The organism is Staphylococcus sp. HMSC059F04 (assembly GCF_001812565.1).
In the GTDB taxonomy this organism is placed as follows: domain Bacteria; phylum Bacillota; class Bacilli; order Staphylococcales; family Staphylococcaceae; genus Staphylococcus; species Staphylococcus lugdunensis.
The window spans coordinates 192,048-215,622 of the sequence record NZ_KV809468.1 but is presented as its reverse complement, the minus strand read 5'-3'; the positions used below and the strand labels follow the sequence as shown (position 1 = coordinate 215,622).

At 33.8% G+C, this 23,575-nt stretch carries 20 protein-coding genes; 18 read left to right on the top strand and 2 right to left on the bottom strand.

Annotated features, from left to right (window positions below):
• Positions 1-268 precede the first annotated feature (268 nt).
• Positions 269-472 carry a CsbD family protein gene (locus tag HMPREF2864_RS05920; protein WP_002459629.1) on the top strand — a complete coding sequence of 68 codons (204 nt, stop codon included), beginning with the start codon at positions 269-271 and terminating at the stop codon, positions 470-472.
• Between the two features lie 30 nt (positions 473-502).
• Here HMPREF2864_RS05920 and HMPREF2864_RS05915 read toward each other — a convergent pair whose 3' ends face one another.
• Positions 503-1,390 (bottom strand): polyprenyl-phosphate transporter PopT, encoded by an 888-nt coding sequence (locus HMPREF2864_RS05915; protein ID WP_037544695.1) that lies wholly within the window; start codon positions 1,388-1,390, stop codon positions 503-505.
• 314 nt (positions 1,391-1,704) lie between these two features.
• Here HMPREF2864_RS05915 and sufC point away from each other — a divergent pair, with 314 nt between their 5' ends.
• The 8 genes from sufC to HMPREF2864_RS05875 all read left to right on the top strand — a co-directional run bounded on the left by sufC (position 1,705) and on the right by HMPREF2864_RS05875 (position 9,635).
• A complete protein-coding gene (gene sufC / locus HMPREF2864_RS05910; protein WP_002459627.1) occupies positions 1,705-2,466 on the top strand; it encodes a Fe-S cluster assembly ATPase SufC in 762 nt (253 codons plus the stop codon).
• Between the two features lie 117 nt (positions 2,467-2,583).
• On the top strand, positions 2,584-3,891 hold the full coding sequence (sufD, locus tag HMPREF2864_RS05905) for a Fe-S cluster assembly protein SufD (RefSeq protein ID WP_002459626.1): 1,308 nt from the start codon (positions 2,584-2,586) through the stop codon (positions 3,889-3,891).
• 129 nt (positions 3,892-4,020) lie between these two features.
• Positions 4,021-5,262 carry a cysteine desulfurase gene (locus tag HMPREF2864_RS05900; RefSeq protein ID WP_002459625.1) on the top strand — a complete coding sequence of 414 codons (1,242 nt, stop codon included), beginning with the start codon at positions 4,021-4,023 and terminating at the stop codon, positions 5,260-5,262.
• Positions 5,252-5,716 carry a Fe-S cluster assembly sulfur transfer protein SufU gene (sufU, locus tag HMPREF2864_RS05895; RefSeq protein WP_002459624.1) on the top strand — a complete coding sequence of 155 codons (465 nt, stop codon included), beginning with the start codon at positions 5,252-5,254 and terminating at the stop codon, positions 5,714-5,716. The genes HMPREF2864_RS05900 and sufU overlap by 11 nt, the downstream gene beginning before the upstream one ends.
• Before the next feature lie 127 nt (positions 5,717-5,843).
• Positions 5,844-7,241: a Fe-S cluster assembly protein SufB gene (sufB, locus tag HMPREF2864_RS05890; RefSeq protein ID WP_002459623.1), complete on the top strand. Its 1,398-nt coding sequence runs from the start codon at positions 5,844-5,846 to the stop codon at positions 7,239-7,241.
• A 457-nt stretch (positions 7,242-7,698) separates the two neighbouring features.
• On the top strand, positions 7,699-8,118 hold the full coding sequence (locus HMPREF2864_RS05885) for a cystatin-like fold lipoprotein (RefSeq protein WP_002459622.1): 420 nt from the start codon (positions 7,699-7,701) through the stop codon (positions 8,116-8,118).
• A gap of 14 nt (positions 8,119-8,132) precedes the next feature.
• Positions 8,133-8,546: a DUF4064 domain-containing protein gene (locus HMPREF2864_RS05880; RefSeq protein ID WP_002459621.1), complete on the top strand. Its 414-nt coding sequence runs from the start codon at positions 8,133-8,135 to the stop codon at positions 8,544-8,546.
• Between the two features lie 279 nt (positions 8,547-8,825).
• Positions 8,826-9,635 (top strand): DUF5084 family protein, encoded by an 810-nt coding sequence (locus tag HMPREF2864_RS05875; protein WP_070544943.1) that lies wholly within the window; start codon positions 8,826-8,828, stop codon positions 9,633-9,635.
• 284 nt (positions 9,636-9,919) lie between these two features.
• Here the strand turns inward: HMPREF2864_RS05875 and HMPREF2864_RS05870 are convergent, their stop codons facing one another.
• On the bottom strand, positions 9,920-10,834 hold the full coding sequence (locus HMPREF2864_RS05870) for a CHAP domain-containing protein (RefSeq protein ID WP_070544942.1): 915 nt from the start codon (positions 10,832-10,834) through the stop codon (positions 9,920-9,922).
• 229 nt (positions 10,835-11,063) lie between these two features.
• Here HMPREF2864_RS05870 and HMPREF2864_RS05865 point away from each other — a divergent pair, with 229 nt between their 5' ends.
• The 9 genes from HMPREF2864_RS05865 (at position 11,064) to HMPREF2864_RS05825 (ending at position 23,573) form a co-directional block, all read left to right on the top strand.
• Positions 11,064-11,357, top strand: a complete 294-nt coding sequence (locus HMPREF2864_RS05865; protein WP_002459618.1) for a WXG100 family type VII secretion target — start codon at positions 11,064-11,066, stop codon at positions 11,355-11,357.
• A gap of 80 nt (positions 11,358-11,437) precedes the next feature.
• Positions 11,438-14,458, top strand: a complete 3,021-nt coding sequence (gene esaA, locus HMPREF2864_RS05860; protein WP_070544941.1) for a type VII secretion protein EsaA — start codon at positions 11,438-11,440, stop codon at positions 14,456-14,458.
• Positions 14,458-14,892 carry a type VII secretion protein EssA gene (gene essA, locus HMPREF2864_RS05855; RefSeq protein ID WP_002459616.1) on the top strand — a complete coding sequence of 145 codons (435 nt, stop codon included), beginning with the start codon at positions 14,458-14,460 and terminating at the stop codon, positions 14,890-14,892. The genes esaA and essA overlap by 1 nt, the downstream gene beginning before the upstream one ends.
• Positions 14,889-15,131, top strand: coding sequence for an EsaB/YukD family protein (locus tag HMPREF2864_RS05850; RefSeq protein WP_002459615.1), 243 nt, complete (start codon positions 14,889-14,891; stop codon positions 15,129-15,131). Before essA ends, HMPREF2864_RS05850 begins: the two co-directional genes overlap by 4 nt.
• A gap of 13 nt (positions 15,132-15,144) precedes the next feature.
• The gene (gene essB / locus HMPREF2864_RS05845) at positions 15,145-16,458 is read left to right on the top strand and encodes a type VII secretion protein EssB (protein WP_002459614.1); all 1,314 of its coding nucleotides are present in this window, start codon (positions 15,145-15,147) and stop codon (positions 16,456-16,458) included.
• Between the two features lie 21 nt (positions 16,459-16,479).
• The gene (gene essC, locus HMPREF2864_RS05840) at positions 16,480-20,910 is read left to right on the top strand and encodes a type VII secretion protein EssC (RefSeq protein WP_176744209.1); all 4,431 of its coding nucleotides are present in this window, start codon (positions 16,480-16,482) and stop codon (positions 20,908-20,910) included.
• Positions 20,911-20,922: 12 nt separating this feature from the next.
• A complete protein-coding gene (locus HMPREF2864_RS05835; RefSeq protein ID WP_002459612.1) occupies positions 20,923-22,005 on the top strand; it encodes a hypothetical protein in 1,083 nt (360 codons plus the stop codon).
• Between the two features lie 3 nt (positions 22,006-22,008).
• A complete protein-coding gene (locus HMPREF2864_RS05830; RefSeq protein ID WP_002459611.1) occupies positions 22,009-22,299 on the top strand; it encodes a hypothetical protein in 291 nt (96 codons plus the stop codon).
• An 11-nt stretch (positions 22,300-22,310) separates the two neighbouring features.
• A complete protein-coding gene (locus HMPREF2864_RS05825; RefSeq protein ID WP_070544939.1) occupies positions 22,311-23,573 on the top strand; it encodes a T7SS effector LXG polymorphic toxin in 1,263 nt (420 codons plus the stop codon).
• The last annotated feature ends 2 nt before the right edge of the window (positions 23,574-23,575 follow it).

The window sequence follows — 23,575 nt, the reverse complement described above, 5'->3', positions numbered from 1 at the left end:
GACTACGAATTCATTATGAATTCTGTCCCGCTCCTATTTTGATATGAATGTGGTAATTATAAATCTTGTAGTGTAGTATTTTTCTGGGAAAGAGATATTTAACTTAAGCGTTAAACTCAAGCTGAACGTCAGCCGTGATTTAGCTCTGATTTTACAGCATGCAACCCAATAAGACACATACTGTAGTGAATCTTTTTCGAAAAGATGTTTATGAATGTGGCCTACGGGTAAATAGAACTATATCAAAACAACCTAGGAGGAATACAAAATGGCTGAAGACAATAAATTTGAACAAGCAAAAGGGAATGTAAAAGAAACTGTAGGTAATGTGACAGACAATAAAGACTTAGAAAAAGAAGGTAAAGAAGATAAAGCTTCTGGTAAAGTGAAAGAAACAATCGATAATGTAAAAGACAAAGCAAAAGATTTTGTTGATAACATTAAAGACGGTAAAAATAGAGATACAAACTAATAAAGTAGAAAAAGCTCTTAGGCTGTGTGCTTAAGAGCTTTCTTTGTGTGATTTGCTTGATGTTGAAGCTTCATTTTTAGCGGTAATTTGGCCTAAAACGAAGCTAACGATAAAACCTAGTATAAGCGTAATAATCGATATCAACCATGATAGCAGCGTCATTGGCATTCCTGGGAAAACAGCAAAAACAGAGCCGATCACAAAGCCAATAATCAAGGCAAAGGTCAATGTAGGATAATGATGCAACGCATAATGGATGACTTTACTAGAACATATAAAGCCAGCTACGATGCCCAAGCCAACAACGAATAATAAAGATATAGCTTGAAAATTAAATGACATAAGTTCAGAAATAGCAAACATTACTGTGCCATAAGCACCGAATACTAGTAACATAAATGAACCTGAAATGCCTGGTAAGAGCATTGCACTAGACGCACACATGCCAGCGATAAAATATTTAATAATAAGACTTGAATTTAATGTAAGTGACGTGTTGGCATGCGTGTCACCATGATTGAGCAATGTGATTATGACTAAGATAATGATACCTAAAGCAACTACAGCATAATGTTTAACTTGAAAGCGACTTTTGAAATGAGATATACGCAATAAATAGGGGATGATACCAATGATTAATCCTGTGAAGAAAAACATGGTTGGTACTTGATGGTTGGCCAATAAATAATTAAAAAGTTTACTTAAAAGGCCGATAGCTAACAACATGCCGGTTAAGATTGGTAATAAGAATTTAAGACTAGGCCAGAAACGTTTAGAAAATAGCCCACTGATAGCATGAATAAAATCATCATAAATGCCTAGTAACAAGGCAATTGTTCCACCACTAACACCAGGAACTAAATCACTTGTGCCCATACCAAAACCTTTCAAGACATTAATCCATCTAAAATGTTTCATAATGACTCCTTTCTAGTTAAATTGCAGTGAAACTGCATCATAGCAGAAATAGTGTTAATAAGGAAATAATATCTGTCGAAATTTTGGATATTGAGAACAGAGGGGCCAACATTATCAGTTAAGTGTAAAATAATACGATTATCAAAAATAATTATATTTAAATAATGACTCTAATTTAGCAGTTCAAACGGTTTATATTGCTACTTATTTGCGTTATAATGTAGTGGATTGAACATTTCAAAGTCTTTTTGACTACAAATTAAAATTACTATAAACTAGTTAAGAAAACTTTATATTTTACGGAGGGAATATAAATGTCATCAACATTAGAAATCAAAGACTTACATGTGTCTATTGAGGATAAAGAAATTTTAAAAGGTGTTAACCTTACGATTAATACTGACGAAGTACATGCAATTATGGGGCCAAATGGAACAGGTAAATCAACATTATCATCAGCAATTATGGGGCATCCTAGCTATGAAGTCACGCAAGGGGAAGTGTTATTAGACGGCGTGAATATCTTAGAATTAGAAGTTGATGAAAGAGCTAAAGCAGGATTGTTTTTAGCAATGCAATATCCATCTGAAATCACAGGCGTAACTAATGCGGATTTCATGCGTTCAGCAATTAATGCGAAACGTGAAGAAGGCCAAGAAATTAATTTAATGCAATTTATTAAGAAATTAGATAAAACTATGGCATTTTTAGATATTGATGAAAACATGGCACAACGTTATTTAAATGAAGGTTTCTCTGGTGGCGAAAAGAAACGTAATGAAATTCTACAATTAATGATGCTAGAACCAAAATTTGCTATTTTAGATGAAATCGATTCTGGTTTAGATATTGACGCATTAAAAGTAGTATCCAAAGGAATCAACAAAATGCGCGGTGAAAACTTTGGTGCTCTCATTATTACGCACTATCAACGTTTATTAAACTACATTACGCCAGATCAAGTACATGTGATGTATGGAGGCAAAGTAGTGAAAACGGGTGGTCCAGAATTAGCTAAACGTCTTGAAGACGAAGGTTATGAATGGGTTAAAGAAGAGTTCGGTACTGAAGAATAATCAAGCATGCGTGTTTAAATGGCATTGCATAAATCGCAATCACGTATGGAGAAAATTCAAGTTTAGCTATGTGTTTAGCATCTAACTTAATATTTCATCAAGTAGGAGGAAAAAGTTATGACAACGGAAACTTTAAACATTTCTGAAGAACAACTTGTTGATTATTCAAAAGCACTCCATGAACCTTCTTGGATGACAGACAGTCGTAAAAAAGCTTTGAAATTAACGGAAACTTTAGAAATGCCTAAACCAGATAAGACCAAATTAAGAAAATGGGACTTTGATTCATTTCAACAACATCATGTTGATGGCGCAACATTCAAAGATTTATCAGAACTCCCAGAATCAATTAATAAAATCATTAATGTTGAGACATCTGAAAACTTAATCATTCAACATAATAATACGCTGGCCTACACACAAGTGTCAGACCAAGCAAAGCAAGATGGCGTCATTATCGAAGGATTATCTGAAGCCCTTGTTAACCACGGAGACTTAGTTCAAAAGTATTTAATGACAGAAGCGGTTCAAGTAGACGAACATCGTTTAACAGCCTTACATGCTGCATTAATCAATGGTGGTGTCTTTGTTTATGTACCAAAAAATGTCGTGGTAGAACATCCAATACATTATGTTGTGTTACACGATGATGATAAAGCGAGCTTTTTCAATCATGTGATTTTAGTCACTGAAGAAAGTGCTGAAGTGACATATGTGGAAAACTACGTTTCAGATGCAAGTGGTGATGGTAACCAAATTAATATTATTTCCGAAGTAATTGCAGGTGCAAACTCAAGTATCACCTATGGCTCAGTCGATTATTTAGACAAAGGCTTCACGGGTTATATCATTCGTCGTGGACATACAGAAGCGGATGCCTCTATTAATTGGGCATTAGGCTTAATGAATGAAGGCAGCCAAATCATTGATAACACGACAAACCTTGTAGGAGATCGTTCAACAAGTGAACTTAAATCGGTTGTCGTAGGTACTGGAGATCAAAAAATCAACTTAACTTCTAAAATCGTACAGTATGGTAAAGAAACGAATGGCTATATTTTAAAACACGGGGTCATGAAAGAACATGCATCATCTGTCTTTAATGGTATTGGCCATATCAAACATGGTGGTACGAAATCAATTGCGAACCAAGAATCACGTGTTTTAATGTTATCTGAGCATTCACGTGGCGATGCGAACCCAATTCTCTTAATCGATGAAGACGATGTAGAAGCTGGACACGCAGCATCTGTAGGTCGTGTTGATCCAGAGCAGTTGTATTATTTAATGAGTCGTGGTATTTCACAACATGAAGCCGAACGCCTTGTTATTCATGGTTTCTTAGATCCGGTCGTGCGCGAATTACCAATTGAAGATGTTAAACGTCAACTTAGAGATGTCATTGAACTTAAAGTTTCTAAGTAAAATGAAATATAATATTAGCAGTATTCTAAAATAAATCATATAAGCGTGCTTCATAAGCACAAGCGTTGAGACACGTTATAAATTGAAGAAACAAATGAGATTTTTAATATAAGAAAGGTCGTGAAGTCAATGGCCGACACAACTTTAAATGTTGAAGACGTTATAAAAGATTTTCCGATTTTACAACAGCAAGTGAATGGCAAACGCTTAGCTTATTTAGATTCTACAGCAACAAGTCAAAAGCCTATACAAGTACTCAATGTATTAGATGACTATTACAAGCGCTATAATTCAAACGTTCACCGTGGCGTGCATACATTAGGTTCATTAGCCACTGATGGTTATGAAAGTGCACGCGAAACCGTGCGCCGTTTTATAAATGCGCACTATTTTGAAGAGGTTGTCTTTACACGTGGTACAACGGCATCTATCAACATGATTGCACACAGTTACGGCGACGCACATGTTGAAGCTGGTGATGAAATTGTAGTAACTGAAATGGAACATCATGCCAACATTGTGCCATGGCAACAATTGGCTAAACGTAAACAAGCGACACTTAAATTTATTCCGATGACCGCAGAAGGCGAATTACGTGTAGAAGATATTAAAGCGACAATTACCGATAAAACTAAAATTGTAGCGATTACACATGTATCCAATGTGTTAGGAACAATTAATGATGTGAAAATGATTGCTAAAATTGCGCATGAACACGGTGCGATAATTAGCGTTGATGGTGCACAATCAGCACCGCATATGCCAATTGATGTTCAAGATTTAGACTGTGATTTCTTTAGCTTTAGTGGTCACAAAATGCTAGGGCCAACAGGCATTGGTGTGTTATATGGTAAACGTGACTTATTAAATGACATGGAGCCTGTAGAATTTGGCGGCGATATGATTGATTTTGTTAGCAAGTATGATGCGACATGGGCAGACTTACCGACAAAATTTGAAGCAGGTACACCGCTCATTGCCCAAGCAATAGGCCTTGCAGAAGCCATTCGCTACATTGAAAATATTGGCTTTGAAGCGATCCATCGGCATGAGAGAGCGTTGACTGAATATGCATATGAGCAAATGTCAGCGATTGAAGGTATTGACATATATGGTCCGCCTAAAGATCGTCGTGCAGGTGTTATTACGTTTAACTTAAAAGACGTACATCCACATGATGTAGCAACAGCAGTTGATACAGAAGGTGTTGCTGTTCGTGCAGGCCATCATTGTGCACAACCCTTGATGTCATGGTTAAACGTATCTTCTACAGCACGTGCAAGCTTTTATATTTATAATACGCAACAAGATGTCGATCAATTAGTCAACGCATTGAAACAAACGAAGGAGTTTTTCTCGTATGAATTTTAATAATTTAGATCAATTATATCGATCTGTGATTATGGATCATTATAAAAACCCTAGAAATAAAGGCGTCTTAGACAACGGTTCAATGACTGTAGACATGAATAACCCAACCTGTGGTGATCGTATTCGACTTACATTTGATATTGAAGATGGCATCATTCATGATGCGAAATTTGAAGGTGAAGGCTGTTCTATTTCAATGTCCAGCGCATCTATGATGACGGAAGCAGTAAAAGGTCACTCATTGGCAGAAGCTATGCAAATGAGTCAAGAATTTACAAAGATGATGCTTGGTGAAGACTACGAAATTACTGAAGATATGGGTGATATTGAGGCGCTACAAGGCGTTTCTCAATTCCCAGCGCGTATCAAATGTGCCACTTTAGCATGGAAAGCGCTTGAAAAAGGTACGGTTCAAAAAGAAGGCAAAGCGGAAGGTTCTACTGAAGAAGACTAGCAGAGTGTGACAATTGAGAGGTCACACTTTTGATACAAAAAGTAACTTGTTACAATGGCAGTAGACTTTTCATAACATTAAAAATCTCACGCACGTCGTTTAAATATATTTTTAAGGAGTGATTGAAATGGCTAAAAAAGCACCTGATGTTGGGGATTATAAATATGGATTCCACGACGAAGATGTGTCCATTTTCAGATCAGAACGCGGTTTAACAGAAAATATCGTGACTGAAATTTCAAAAATGAAGGAAGAGCCTCAATGGATGCTCGACTTTAGATTAAAAGCACTTAAATTATTTTATAAAATGCCAATGCCTCAATGGGGCGGTGACTTGTCAGAATTAAACTTTGATGACATCACATATTACGTTAAACCTTCAGAACATACAGAACGTTCATGGGATGAAGTGCCAGAAGAAATTAAACGTACATTTGATAAATTAGGTATTCCAGAAGCAGAACAAAAATATTTAGCAGGTGTATCTGCACAATATGAATCAGAAGTGGTTTACCATAATATGGAAAAAGAACTTGAAGAAAAAGGCATTATCTTTAAAGATACAGATAGTGCGTTAAGAGAAAATGAAGATTTATTCCGTGAGTACTTTGCGTCAGTCATTCCAGCAGCAGATAATAAATTCGCTGCATTAAACTCAGCCGTGTGGTCAGGTGGTTCATTTATTTACGTACCTAAAAACGTTAAACTTGATACACCGCTGCAAGCTTATTTCCGTATAAACTCTGAAAATATGGGGCAATTTGAGCGTACATTAATCATTGCTGATGAAGGTGCTTCCGTAAATTATGTAGAAGGCTGTACAGCACCTGTATATACGACAAGTTCGTTACACTCAGCTGTCGTTGAAATCATTGTGCACAAAGATGCACATGTCCGTTATACAACGATTCAAAACTGGGCTAACAACGTCTACAACCTAGTAACCAAACGTACATTTGTGTATGAAAACGGTAATATGGAATGGGTTGATGGAAACCTAGGTTCTAAATTAACAATGAAATATCCAAACTGTGTACTGTTAGGAGAAGGTGCTAAAGGTAGCACACTATCCATTGCCTTTGCCGGTAAAGGACAAGTTCAAGATGCAGGTGCGAAAATGATTCACAAAGCACCAAACACATCATCAACTATTGTGTCAAAATCTATTTCTAAAAATGGTGGTAAAGTCATCTATCGTGGTATCGTTCATTTTGGACGTAAAGCAAAAGGTGCGCGTTCTAACATTGAATGTGATACGTTAATCTTAGATAACGAGTCAACATCAGACACAATTCCTTACAATGAAGTGTTTAATGACAATATTTCCTTAGAACATGAAGCAAAAGTGTCTAAAGTATCTGAAGAACAATTATTCTATCTCATGAGTCGTGGTATTTCCGAAGAAGAAGCCACTGAAATGATTGTTATGGGCTTCATTGAACCATTTACGAAAGAATTACCAATGGAATATGCCGTTGAAATGAACCGTTTAATCAAATTTGAAATGGAAGGTTCTATCGGTTAATTATCAATTAAAATCAATGATCATATACAGCCATCAATGGATTGTTTGCGTACAATGCCATTGGTGGCTTTTTTGTCCATTCAAAAAATGATAATAAGTAAACAAATTTACAAATAACTGTTTAAAAATATTATTATATAATTCATATTTACTTTTTTACCCAAGAGTGGAATAATATGAGTTGTAGAACGGGTTGTGTAGCAGTTGTAAGTGATTCATGTTGTAGACACAATCGGTTTGGCTTTATGACTTAGGGAGGTTAGATGGGATGGAACAGCCACAATAGTCCAGGCTTGCTTGACATTCCATAGATTTTAGATTTTACATATTCGCTCCTTGAGGAATAATAAAATTTTTAGGCAGTCCTCTTATTATTTTTGGAGATTTTTATTAAAAAGTATCATTAATGCCGAGAAATAACAGATTTTTCAAATATGTAAGAAAAAGGAGGAACATCATGAGAAAAATATTCATCGGTATGCTGGTTGCGGTGATTATTGTTGTCAGTGGTTGTAGTAAAGATAGTCATAATGATAAGCAAGCAGATAATAAACAACAAAGCACCAATAAGCAGAAAAATAATAAATACCAAAGCAAGATAGATGAAATATTATCAATTCAGCAAAAAACACATCAAGATATGGTGAAAAGTAGTGATAAAGTAAATCCAGAGTTTAAGAAAGAACGTGTGAATCGTTATGTTTATAACGATGGCAAGTTAATAATTATTAGTTATCCATTGTACAAAGGAAACAATAAGTTATTTTATGCAGCTTATGAATATAAAAATGACAAAATATACTATAAGCGTGGTTTTAACGCGAAAGCCTATGTTGAGCAGCATAAACCAGACTATAAAGATATTAAAGTTAAATAATAAAGGAGATTGTTATGACTAAAGCAATTAAAGTAACATCATTGATTGGCATAATTTTACAAGCTATCATTAGCGTTATATTATTACTCTTATTTTTAGCATCCGTAGCAGGCTTGTTACACCCTGAATTCAAAACAACGGTGAATGGTGAAGTGAAAATATACAGTCCGGAAGAAGCACAATCTATTTTTAATGGTATCTTTGGGGTGCTATTTATTATTAGTATTATTTCATTAGCCTTAGGACTTGTAGGATTAAAATTTATGTCTAAAAAAATGGCAATGAGTGCTACATTCTATATTATAGGCGCTATTTTAAGCTTTAATTTCATTACATTTGTGTCATGGATTGCATGTGGTGTATTAATCATCCAAAGAAAAAAAGAACTCAAAAATCCATTATCAGATGAACACCAATCAGTAGATTAATCGGTATTATTCATATTTAGAGCCGGTTAACGGTCTTTCAAAAATTTAGCCAGTAATGCATTGTCATTGTACAATTGTATTGCTGGCTTTTTGAGTTTAATAGAGCAAGTAATAAATAAGTGTTTAAAATTATTATTATATAATTCATATTTACTTTTTTACGTCACAATGAAATAATAAAAATCATAATACTGTTGACCGTGTAGCATGGTTGTGTTATCAACAGTTGTGCGCTACAAACTATTAACATACATAAAATCAAGCATAAGGGAGAACATGATGATTAAAACAATAAAAGTAACATCGCTGATTGGACTTATTCTAGAAGCATTTTTATCATTTCTATTTTTACTTTTTTTCGTAGGGTCAGTTTCAGGCATTTCTCATTCCGAGATTAGGACTACGATAAATGAGCAAACAACAACAAAAAGCACTGAAATGTCATCATTAATCTTTAATTGGATTTTTGGTGTGCTGATGGTTGCAAGTTTTATTTCATTTATTATAGGGTTTACAGCGTTAAAGTTAATGACGAAAAAAACGACGATGAGTGCAGTGTTCTATATCATTGGTGGTGTGGTCAGTCTTAATTTAATCACGATTGTTGCTTGGATGATTTGTGGCATATTAATTTTTAAAAATAAAGCAGCAGTTAAAGAGGCAGTTATTGAGAAAAATAAAATAGGCAATAGCTGGTGGATTATTTTAGCTGTTGCCGGCATTTTTAGTTTACTGAGTATACATGGATTTATTATAACCATAGGTGCATTTGGCATCTTAGCTTTGAATATTGTATGGTTAACCGTATATAAGCCAAAGAACAACGGTCAAGCTTTCGAAAGTACGGCTAAACCAACCATCTATTTATCTATCATCGGTCTATTTATTATGTCAGTTTTAATGAATATACTATTTTATATAGTATTGTATGATGATTTCTTTGATATTGGGTTGAAATTATATGGCGATAACTTTAATTTTTTAGGAAAAACACTATTTTTCATTAGTATCCTTCTATTTGCATTAGGTACAATATTCGCCTTTCAAATACAACAAGCACGTTTACAACAACAAAACAGCAAACAGTGATATATACGAAAACACCTTATTTTTTAAAAGTACGTTGATGTAAAACTACATATAAATACGACGTATTTTGGCGAGACTCTTGAGGGAACAGGACAAGCTGAAGACAGGGGCCCCAACAAAGAGAAATGCGAAAAGCATTTCTCTTTGTTGGGGTGGCTGAAGCTGTCCCCTAAGAAAGCGAGCCAACAATACGAAGTATTGAATAAAAAGAAGCACTCAGATGAGTTGAATTCAATTCATCTGAGTGTTATTTTTCTGAGATTTATGTCCCAGGTGTTTGCTCTCTAATGTATATAGTTGTAGGACCCGGCTTCCATAGATGATATTGTACGTGTAGATGTAATGTATGGGGCGATCCAGTTCATTTCTGAAATAAAGACACTGCCGTCAGCGTTAACGCGTTCAACAAAAGCAACATGTCCATATGGGCCATTACCAGTCTGTAGAATCGCACCTTTTTCAGGTTTGTGATCGACTTTAAAGCCGTCACCTGAAGCTTGACCAGCCCAATTGCGCGCATCTCCCCAAAATGTGCTAATCGTGTGGCCAGCTTGTGCACGTTTATCGAAGACATACCACGTACATTGACCTGCCGTATAGAGATTGTTCTTACTTGTAAATAATGGGTTTGAAATAATCTTACCATTGCCTAAAGCAAGTGGTTTACCATCGACTGTCATCGCCTTGTCGTTAAATTCACTTAACTTCAACTCATCATAAAGACCGTCGACATTAATGCTTGTAATCATACCGGAGTCATCTTTTTTATATACTTTATCAAAATCTGCTTGTTCATTTTGCGATTCTGCTGCTAATGATGCATCAGCTGCATATTGACGTGTCGCAATAGATGGTGCTGGTTGACTTTGTTCTGGTGCTTTGACAGGACCGACATTTTGTTGCACGCCTAATGGAGATTGAGATGTGCTTCCTGGTGCTTGGCTTGTTCTTTGACCTTGATTGGCACCAGCTTGGCCATGTGCATGACTTTGTGATGTATGATTATCATTAGAACCACGTTGCTGTTGGCCATAAGTATAGGTAAACGTGCCATCATTTGAATTGACATTAAATGAGGCATTTGGATGTGCCTTTTTAGCTTCTTGTAGTGAAGTGTATGTTGCTGCATATGTCAGTTGGCTATTAACGATTGTAAATAATAATAAAGAAGACATTGTCGTAACTAGTGTTTTTTTCATACGGGTACATTAATCCTTTTTAATTATTGATATAAATTTAGTATACATAAAAAAGACTTACAAATGAATAGTAATAGGCAAATTAAATTTCCGCAATATATTTTACGTAAAATTTTAGTAAAAGTGTATACATGAACCTATTTTTTTTATATTATTTAATAAGATACGATTTTTCATAATCTATCTGTAATAGAAGTAACCAATTAAATTTTTTAGGAGGTTTCGTATTATGGCATTGATTAAAATGAGCCCAGAAGAAATAAGAGCTAAGTCACAATCTTATGGAAATGGTGCTGAGCAAATCCATCAAATTCTTTCTGATTTAACTAGAGCACAAGGTGAAATTGCTGCAAACTGGGAAGGTCAAGCATTTAATCGCTTTGAAGAGCAATTCCAACAATTAAGTCCAAAAGTTGACAAATTTGCTCAATTGTTAGAAGAGATTAAACAACAATTAAACAGCACAGCTGATGCTGTTCAAGAACAAGACCAACAATTATCTAATAATTTCGGTTTACAGTAATAGTTATATATAGGTTGAGACATTTAATCGTGTCTCAGCCTGTTTTATCATTAATAAGTGTGGATTGAAAGGACAAAAAAATGAAAAAAGAATACTGGATCTATACTCTTATCTCAATTTTAATCGTCGCGATTGCCATTATAGGATTTTTTGTTTTTGTACATTTTAAATATGGTGACCAATCAGGACAAAGTCATAAGAGTGAAACAAAAAATTATGAAGATATACATATAGCGATTGTCAATGAAGACCAATCGACAACATATAACGGTAAGAAGATTACGCTAGGGGATACATTTGTTAAGAAATTATCGAGTCAAACGAACTATAATTTTGAGACGGTTACGCGTAATATTGCTGAAAATGGCTTAAAAGATGGTAAATATCAAGTCATGATCATTATCCCTGAAAACTTTTCTAAATTATCGATGCAATTAGACAAAAAGAAACCAGCCAATATGGCGATTCAATATAAAACAGCAGTTGGACAAAAAGAAGAAGTTGCGAAGAAAACTGAAAAAATCGTCGCAAGTATTTTAAATGATTTCAACAAAGATTTAATTAAAATCTATTTAACAAGTATTATCGACAATTTGCATAACGCTCAGAAAAATGTTGGCGCAATTATGACACGTGAACAAAATGTTAATCAAAACTTTGCCAATTATTTGTTGAATCCGCTCAACGATTTTCCAGAATTATTTACTGATACATTAGTCAATTCTATTAATGCGAACAATGATATTACGAAATGGTTACAAGGTTACAATAACTCTTTATTAAGTGCGAAGCCAGAAGCGTTTAGCATTCAATCTGATAATGATGTGTCATCTATCGTCGGCAAACAAGCAGAATATTTCAATGCGCATCAGTCTTTATTAGAGGATACACTTGATGATATGAAATCACGAGATAAAGATGTGAATATCTCAGATTATATTAATCAATTGAAACAAGTTGATAGTAAGTTAGACCAACAACATGAAGCGCAACAACGTACGAAAGATGACTACCAAAAATCATATCAAGACGCTTTAAATAAAGTGAAAGATGAAGTGAAAGCACAAGAATCACCATTTACGGAAGATATGATTAGAGACTATCGTCAAAAATTGACTGCCTCATTACAAGAACAATTGAAGAATAATCAAGATTTAAACGATATCGTGGATCAAATGAAACAAGACCAACAAAAAATACAAGATACGATGGCTAATCAATTGAGAAACGCTATTGAAAACGACCAGTCTGGTCAAGATGAATTTTATATTAGAAAGTTAACAAATAAAGATATCGCAGACGCTGGATTATCTGAGAAAGCTACTAAAGAATACCAAGAAATTTTAAAAGAAGTAAATCAATATAGAACAAGCTACAATGTGAAGCATCTTGATAATCCAATTAAACAAGAAGATTATCACGGTGAAATTAGTGCCACAGATACATCGAAATTAGAAACTGAAGGTACGACGTTTGAACGTCAAGAGGATATCAAATCTAAAGATATTAACCATTTAACAGTATCAACAGATCCTAACTTTGATTTTAGCGGTGATATTTATATCAACGGTAAGAAATACGATATTAAAGATCAAAATGTCAAACTGGATACGACAGTTAAAACATACCATGTTAAAGTCAAAGGTGTGGCCAAACTTAAAGCTGATGCACAACATAAAGAAGATTTCCTTAAAAATAAAACGATGAAGCTACAATTGTTATTCGGCCAAGCCGATAATGATAAAGATGAACCAAAAGCGAATGTCGTTGATTTATCTATCAACAATCATTTAGATGGCAAATTAATCAGTGGCGATTTAAATCAACAACTCCGTTCACTTGATCAATTCAAATCTAAATATGACATCTATAAAGACGTTGCAATCGATCCAAATGATATCAAGATTGATAATAAAGCAATTGTCGATATGATGGTTAATCAAGTTATTAAAGATATGGAAAGCTTTAAAAATGATAAATCAGCATTACTAAATCAATTAGATCAATTAAATCAACAGTCTGATAAATTTATTGATGATGTCATCAATAATCAAGACCAAGTTGCACAGAATAAAAAAGACATCAGCACGTTACTTGATGATTTATCAAAAGCTGAAAAATTATTAAGTGATGAACCTGAAACACCAAAAATCAATGAAGAAAAAGGTAAAGAATTTACAACGATATCAACCGATTTAGATAAACAAATTAGTGATTTATCTGAGCGTAGTACGAAGTTACTTTCAGATAGTCAAAATTCTAAATCAACTGCTGATGACATTAGTGGTGAATTAAACAAACTTGATGACAATGTTGGCAAGCTTCATGCTAGCGGACGTGCATTAGGTGTTAGAGCTAACAACTTAAATGAAGTGATGAATAAAAACGATAAAGAAAATCGTCTCTTCGCTAAAGACTTTGAAAACGTCTTGAAAAACTCTAAAGAAGGCGATCGTCAAAACGAAGTGTTAAAAGACTTTATGAGTAATCCAATTCAGAAGAAAAATCTGGAAAATGTGTTAGCAAATAGCGACAATCACAACACATTCTCACCAACAATTCTAGTATTGCTCATGTACTTAGTTTCATTAATGACGGCATACCTATTCTATAGTTATGAACGCCATAAAGGCCAAGTGAACTTTGTTAAAGATGAATTTAGCAAACATAATCACTGGTGGAATAAAGGTATTGGTGCAGGTATTGTTACTATTGCTGGCTTAGCAGAAGGTCTCATTATCGGTTTGATTGCCATGAATCAATATGAAGTTATGGCAGGATACCGTGCGAAGTTTGTCGGTTTAATTATCTTGACAATGATTGTCTTTGTACTCCTCAATACGTACTTATTGAGACAATTAAAATCCATCGGTATGTTTATCATCATTGTCATACTTGCCTTATACTTTATTGACATGAATCACAATAACGCAATACTTGCAGCGATTTCACCATTATCACATATAGATAAAGTGTTCTATAACTACTTGAATGCAGAACATCCAGTTGGCATGGCAATGTTAATCCTTGCAGTACTTGCCATTATTGGATTCATCTTAAATATGTTTATTAAGCACTTTAAGAAAGAGAGGCTCATTTAATGCTCATTGAAGGCTTAACCATGATGACGCTATTAACTGCCAATCCACATCAAGGTGATTTAGATATAAGAGTCGATGATGAAGATCAACAAAATGTGAATAAAGATATCAAAGAATACGATACAACGCTCTTTGATGATGAAAGTAAAAAAATAAATCAACGCATTAAAGAACAACAACAGAATAAAGATTCAAATATAAAAAATAATTTGTTTCAAAAACAAGCGGGCAATAAGTCCCGCTTGGATGAAACAAAGCATGTATTGTTTTCAAACAAGAATTTGAACAAAACAGCGGAGAGTGATAAAAGCCCTTATTTACAAGACAAACAAAAGAAAAATTTCTTTCCATATATCTTGTTAAGTATAGGGGCTTTTTTAACTATAGGATTTATGGTATTTACCATCCAGCGAGGGAGAAGGGTTAAACGATGAGCCAGCATAAAAAAGTGACATTTGATTTTTCAAACTATCAACACGGAAGCTTTGATTTAGCAGTTCCCATATTTATTCCTATCAAACAGCTAATACCACTGATTATAGAAAGTTTAGATTTAGAAATATATGATTATAAAAATCAAATAAAAGTGACCACTAAGGATCGCTTATTACTAGAAAATGACCGACTCGTGGACGGCAAAATTGCAGATGGAGATATTCTGAAAATATTGTAGGGAGAATCAAAAGATGGCAAAAAACAAAGCTGAAGAACGAAATGAGCAAGACGTAATTAAAGAAACAAAGCATGAACGCGAAGATATGCGAGAGATTCCTAAATCCTCGATTAAAGATGAACATTATCATTTGATGTATTTATTAGAACAGCAAGACAATGCATTTTTAAATGCGAGGCTGACTGAATTAAGAGATAGTTATCAAATTCATTATGATTTGTCACAACATCACACGCCATTTTCAGAAATAAAGACCTTCCCTAAAAATGAAAAAATGCGTTATTTGTTAAACATTGCCAAGCTCGAAGATGTGCTGAAAACACGTTACACCTTCATCTTATCGCCACAAGAATTATTCTTTACGAAAGATGGATTACCATTATTAAAGACACGTGGTTTGAAAAATATTGTCGAACCCCTTGCCTTATCGGATGAAGAGTTTCTTACGCGTTACAAAGCACTGATTATCACGGCATTTAATGACAAAGTCACATTCGATTCTTTAGTAGAAGGTAATCTTGAATTACATAAAGGCACACCGTTTGAAAAGAAAATCATTGATATTGCGACGTTAGATGAATTAAAAGCCTTTTTAGTTGAACAATTTGATAAACAACAATCAGATTATCGTCGTAACTTCTCATATGTGAAGAGAAGAAACTTTACGATTTTCAAAGCTATTGCCATTACAATGAGCGTAATTGGTGTTATTTTACTAGCAATACTTGCTTATCTGTACTTTTCAGTAATGAAAAATAATGCTCAGATTGAAAAAGGTTATAAATCATATGTGAAATCGAATTACACACAAGTGCTCAATGATTACGATGATTTAAATGGTAAAAATTTAGACAAAGAAGCGTTATACATCTATGCAAAAAGCTATGTTGAAACAAATAAACAAGGCTTGGAAAAAGATAAAAAAGAGAACTTATTAAACAATATTACACCAAATTCGAATAAAGATTATTTACTTTATTGGATGGAATTAGGTCAAGGTGACTATGACGAAGCACTTAATATTGCCACCTATTTAGATGATAACGATATTACTAAATTAGCTTTAATCAATAAATTAAATTCAATCAAAAATAATGCTAATTTATCAAACGATAAACGTTCAGAAGAAACGAAAAAATATAACGATAAATTACAAGATATTTTAGAAAAAGAAAAACAAGCTAAAGAAGAATCTTCCAAAGAAAAAGAAGAAGCAGCTAAGAAAAAAGATGAAAAAATAAAACAACAAGAAGAAAATGAGAAGAAACAAAAAGAACAAGCGCAAAAAGATAAACAAAAACGTCAAGAAGCAGAACGGAAAAAATAGTATAGGATTGAGGGCAGAATGATGCATAAATTGATAATACAATATAATGACCAATTAAAAATGCTAAATCTCCAAGATGATAAAACTTATACTATCAGTTCGGATGACAAAGCAGATATCACGCTAAAGCATTTGCCAGAGGCCATTCATATTGAACAAAATGAATTTGGCGCTTGGCAAGCCAATCATACGACCTTGTTTAAAACATTGGTGCGTAAAGTTGCAGATGGAGAAGTGACATTAAAACTTTATGGTCAAGAACATTTACATTCATTCATGTATCCATCACTTAAAGAAGTGATGACGATAGGTAACCATGCATACGATGACTTAAAGATAAGTGGCGCGACCAATGTCATTATTTTAAAGGATATTCATCGCATTAAAGAACAACACTATATTAAAATCATTCATGATAACGCAGCTGAAGTCTTTATCAATTACGATAAACAACATAATAAAGTGGATAGAGCTTATGTCGGTGATCACTTGTTTATTGACGACATGTGGATTGAAATTAGAGAAGATGGTATCAACATCTTGTCACATGATGATATTGAGACGGAACTTATTCGCAGAAATAGCGATAAGTTTGAAAATTATACGATAGAATCAAATGATTACCATCGTTCACCGAGAATTATTCATCGTGAACCGACAGATACCATTAAGATAGAGCGCCCACCTCAACCAATTCAGAAGAATAACTCTATGATTTGGCGCTCCATCATTCCGCCATTAGTGATGATTGCCTTGACGGTTGTAATCTTTTTAGTACGACCTTTAGGTGTCTATATTTTAATGATGATTGGTATGAGTACAGTAACCATCATCTTCGGTATTACGACATACTTTTCAGAAAAGAAAAAGTATAAGGAAGAAGTTAAGAAGCGGGAGAAAGACTATAAAGCCTATTTGGATGAAAAATCAACAGCGATTAACCATGCCATTAAAGATCAACGCTTTAGCTTGAACTTTCACTATCCAACGTTGGCAGAAATTAAAGAGATTGTTGACAGCAAAGCACCAAGAATTTATGAAAAATCACCACAACATCACGATTATCTTTACTATAAATTAGGGATTGCAGATATTCAAAAGTCGTTCAAAGTGGATTACTCGGAGGAAGAATTTAATCAGCGCCGTGACGAACTGTTTGACGATGCGAAACGCCTGTATGAATTCTATGAAAATGTCGAACAAGCACCATTAACTAACGACTTAACCCATGGGCCTATTGCCTACATTGGGACACGCCGTCTAATCTTAGAAGAACTTGAAAAAATGATGCTGCAACTCGCGACATTCCATAGCTATCATGATCTAGAATTCTTATTAGTGACGCGTGAAGATGAATATAAGAAGTTGAATTGGTCACGTTGGTTACCACATACAACATTAAAAGCGCTGAACATTAGAGGTTTCGTCTATAATCAACGTACACGCGACCAAATATTGACATCCATTTACAGCATGATTAAAGAGCGCATTCAAACCGTCAGAGAACGTAGTAGAAGCAATGAACAAATTATTTTCAAACCGAATTTAGTATTTATTATTACGGATATGTCATTAATTATTGATCACGTTATTCTTGAATACGTCAACCAAGATTTATCAGATTATGGTATTTCACTTATCTTTGTTGAAGACGTGATTGAAAGTTTACCAGAACATGTAGAAACGATTATCGATATCAAATCTCACACAGAAGGCGAACTCATCATGAAAGAAAAAGAATTAGTGAAAACGCCATTTGTACCTGAAAGTATGGAAGGTATTGATAAAGAATATATCGCACGACGCATTGCCAACTTAAATCATGTTGAGCATATGAAAAATGCCATTCCAGACAGTATTACATTTCTACAAATGTATCAAGTCAAGGATGTGGATCAACTCAATATTGTACAGCGTTGGCAACAAAATGAAACATTTAAGACGATGGCAGTGCCCCTCGGTGTACGTGGGCAAGATGACATTCTAGAGCTGAACCTACATGAAAAAGCACACGGGCCACATGGTTTAATTGCAGGTACAACAGGGTCAGGTAAGTCAGAAATCATCCAATCTTACATTCTGTCACTCGCAGTGAACTTCCACCCACATGAAGTGGCGTTCTTATTAATTGACTACAAAGGTGGGGGAATGGCGAACCTATTTAAAAACTTAAAACATCTTGTGGGAACGATTACCAACTTAGATGGAGACGAAGCCATGCGTGCACTAGAGTCCATCAAAGCCGAATTGCGCAAACGTCAACGTTTATTTGGGGAGTTTGATGTTAACCACATTAACCAATATCACAAGTTATTTAAAGAAGGCGTTGCGACAGAACCGATGCCGCATTTATTCCTGATTTCCGATGAATTTGCGGAATTAAAATCAGAACAACCAGATTTCATGAAAGAATTAGTATCAACTGCACGTATTGGACGGTCATTAGGGATACACTTAATCTTGGCTACACAAAAGCCATCCGGTGTGGTTGACGATCAAATATGGTCGAACTCTAAATTCAAATTAGCCTTAAAAGTACAAGACCGTCAAGATAGTAACGAAATATTAAAGACACCAGACGCTGCAGATATTACGTTGCCAGGTCGTGCATACTTACAAGTAGGGAATAACGAAATTTATGAACTATTCCAATCCGCATGGAGCGGTGCAGTGTATGACACTGAAGAAAATGTTATCGAGACAGAAGATAAAACGATTTATGCTATCAATGAATATGGTCAGCTCCAAGCCATCAATAAAGACTTAAGTGGTTTAACCGATGCTGAAGCGCAACCAACACAAACTGAACTCGAAGCAGTCATTGCCCATATTGAAGAAATTACAGAACGCTTAAACATTACAGAAGTGAAACGGCCATGGTTACCACCTTTACCAGAAAATGTATATCAAGATGAGTTAATGACGACAGACTTTAAAGCACTATGGAGTGATCAACCAGGTGATGTCGAATTAACACTTGGTTTAAAAGACGTGCCAGAAGAACAATTCCAAGGGCCATTAACCCTAAAATTAAAAGCGTCAGGACATATTGCCTTAATCGGAAGTCCAGGATACGGACGCACGACATTCTTACACAACATTATTTTCGATATTGCACGTCATTTTAGACCAGATCAAGCCCATATGTATTTATTCGATTTCGGTACAAACGGCTTAATGCCAGTATCCGATATCCCACATGTGGCGGACTTATTCACGATAGACCAAGAAGATAAAATCACAAAAGCCTTAAAACGCATTAACGAACTCGTATCAGAACGTAAACGCTTATTAAGCCAACAACGCGTCGTTAATATCGAACAATATAAACGCGAAACACAAGACAATGTACCAAACATCTTTATCATGATTGATAACTACGACGCCGTTAAAGAATCACCATTAATGGAAGCCTATGAAGATATGATGATGAAAGTCACACGTGAAGGTTTAGCGTTAGGCATTTACATTATCCTAACAGGTTCACGTTCAAGTGCGATTAAATCCGCAATCTTCACCAACATTAAGACACGCGTTGCTCTATATCTATTCGATAACAATGAATTAACCAACATCATTGGTTCATATAAAAAAGGCGTTAAAGACATGAAAGGTCGTGCAGCCATCAATGATGATAACTTTACCCAATTCCAAATTGCACAGCCATTCAAACTAGCAGAAGGTGAAACGTACAATAACCGCATCAAAGATGAAATCGCTCAAATGAACGAACACTATGTTGGCGATTATCCAAGTCATATTCCAATGATGCCAGAAAAAGTATATTTTGATAAACAGTTGAATACATTTGACTTTAATAAGATAATATTAGAAGAAAAGATAATACCAATGGGATTAGAATTTGATGAAGTACAGCCAATCGGTTTCAATCTCCAAAAATCTAATATATTTACTTCGGTTAAGCCAGTTGATATTGATAACGGTTTTAATATATTAGAAAAGCAATTAAAAATTGTTTCAAAGGAATATGAAATTGCTATATTAGACACAACAGGTAGATTGAAAAATTCTGAATACGAAAATTATTTATACTGTCAAGAAAAAAAGGATATAATTGCTTTTAAAAATGAATTAGTTAACTTTATAAAGAACATTGAACCACAAAAAAAATGGATTGTAATCATTTCTAACTTCAAAGAATTTATAAATGTTGCAGCACCTACAAATAATGAAATAGAATCAATATTTTTAGATGGACCAAAAAATAATGTGTATCCTATAGTTTTTGGACTTTATCAAGAAACTATTGGGGGTATAAGCTCACAAGCTAGATTATTAAAAGAGATTGTAAATAATGCATTTGTCGGTATGAGCATTAGCGAACAAGATTTGATAAAAGTACGCTATAACTCTAACGAAAAAATTCTTAAGCGTAATGAAATGTATTATATTTGTGACTACGAGTATAAAAGAATTAAATTATTTGAATAGGGAGGCAAAATAATGAAATTTGACTTGAATAGCAAAAATGGAATAGCTGATGAAGATAATATTTTGACTAGCTTTATTATCGGTACTGGCGTTGGGCATTCAATAGTGAAATTTGAAGATGAAAGAGAAATCTTTTTTTCAAATGCAACTACAATCGTATTCGCACAATATATGAAAGACGTGTTAGCAAAGAAAAATATAAAAATAGACATTAATAATTACATGAATAGTACAGTTTTATCCTTCGAATATGATATAAAAAACGGGTCAAATGAAGGCTATATAAGTACTTTTAATGAAATAGTCGAGAAATTATTAGATATTAATATAGATAATGATAGTTTTGATGCAGCAATTGATAATGCAAAAAAAGATATGGAATCCAATTTCAAAATAAATGAGTATAGAGCTACAATGAAATTTATGGAAATGTTTAGTGATTACTATAATTTCAATTTGAAAAGTTTGATTAATGATATATGGAACTTTGATGTTAAAGATTTACTAACATTTAAAAAAGAAATGATCTTTTACGAAAACTGCATCATTAACATTAATAAAGATATAGATAATAAAGAGAAACTGTTGAATTTTAGTAAGCTAAACCATAAATTTTCATATTTAGTAAATGAAAATGATGAAAATGATGTTACGATTGAAGAAGAAGCAAGACATGCTAGTAATTATATAGGATATCATTTCAATCACCTCATTAAAAATGATTTCAATTACAATTACGCAAATGTATTAATTTTGGGGTATCATATATTTAATTCAAATTTTCAAGTTCAAATTTCAAGAAAAGAAATAGGTATATTAGGACAAGCAGATCTTAGACAAAATGATGAAAAATCAGTATCAGATATTACTGATGATAAAGTTATCAAATACAAAGAAATATTGATTAATAGTATTAATAACATGTATCACAGTGGTAGTGAAGAATTTAATTCAATTTTAGCCAAATTATTTGGAGATAATTTGAGTATTTCAAAAATTTTGGATTACTTAAAAAATATCACTCTCAATGATTTTAAAGAATTCTTTGAGAATATGCATCTGAATGTATTTGAAATTAACTTTAAGGAGGCGTAATAAATGGGAAAAGAGATTTATTTAGATCCAATAGAATTTCAGGATCAACTATCTAGTTTTGGTGAGGGTTCAGAAGAAATTAGTGGCGTGAATATTTCAGAAATAAAGGATGCCAAAAAGGAAACAAAACTTGATAGCATAGACAAACTAGATGGTTTAATTGATGAGTTATCTAATGCCATGAAAAAATACGCCCAAATGATAAGTACAGATAAAGATGCTATGGATAAGATAGCTGCAACGATTCAAAAAAATGACCAAGAAAATGCAGATAAAATATCGAATAAACATTGAGGTGAAAAAATATGACACGTTTAATTAATTCGGAATTAGAAGACTATTTAGAGAATACAAGTGACATGAAAAGTCAATTAAATGAAGCATTATATAATCATTACACTCAATGTAATACTTTATCTAAAACAGGGAGCATTAAGGGAGATGCTGGGGATAGTATTAAAAAATATGTTAGTTCAGCACATATTGGTACAATTTCGAGAGCTATAAACGTAATCTCTAATTTTGAAACAGCAGTGCAAAAATTAAAAGATTTAGGACATGAATGTGATAGTGATTCAAATGCTAAAATTGATTCAGATACTTTAGATGATACAAAAAAAGATGTTGATGATAAGAAAAAAGAATTTATTGATATAACTAGTGATTCTTCAAGTTTATTATCTGATGCATCAGAATTTATTGATACAGTTCCTTTAGGTAAAGATAAAGTTGAAAGTGGTTATGATGACAGTGAAAAAAATATAAATGATACTAATACCAAACTTGAAAACATGGATAAAGAAGGTCAAAGTTCTCTATCTTCAATTACAAGTGAAATACAGGGATTAGTTACACAAATTAATAAATTGAGTAGTGAATACCATGATAAAAATGGAATTATTGCTTCGAAGATTAATTCAATTACAAAAGAGCCTTGGTATAAGAGCGAAGTAAATTCTGGTGAGTTTAAAAAGATGAAAGCTGAAAGTCCTGTAGAATATGCTGAAGGAGATAAAGTTAACTATAGAAAGCAATTATATTCTAAAGACGGTAAGACTGTCGGTACTATACAAGAGGGAAATATACATGGTAAAACACACACTACTAAGGATTCATATAGTGCAGATGGAGAAATATCAGGTTTAAACGCTAATGTTAAAGCAAAAGATAAATATTCTGAAAGTCAAGCAGAAGCTAGTTTTGCTAGTGCCAAAGGGAATATTGATGTTGATAGTAAACACATTAAGGCAAATGCACAAGCACAACTTTTTGATGCTGGTCTTGAAACTAAAATGGGTACAGATGATTATAATTTTCATGGCAAAGCAAATGCAGAAGCGCTATCAGCAAGTGCGGGATTGACTACTGGAATAGATGGAGTTGGACTTGAAGCAGAAGCTGTATTAGCAAAAGCAGAAGTCGATGGTGGATTTACTATTGGTGGGATTAACTTTGATGTTGGAGGTAGTGTTGGTGCACAAGCTGGAGGTAAGGTTGAAGCAGGCGCAAGAGGAATTGAAGTAGATGCTAAATTCTTATTCGGAGCTAAAATTAAAATAACTTGGTAGGC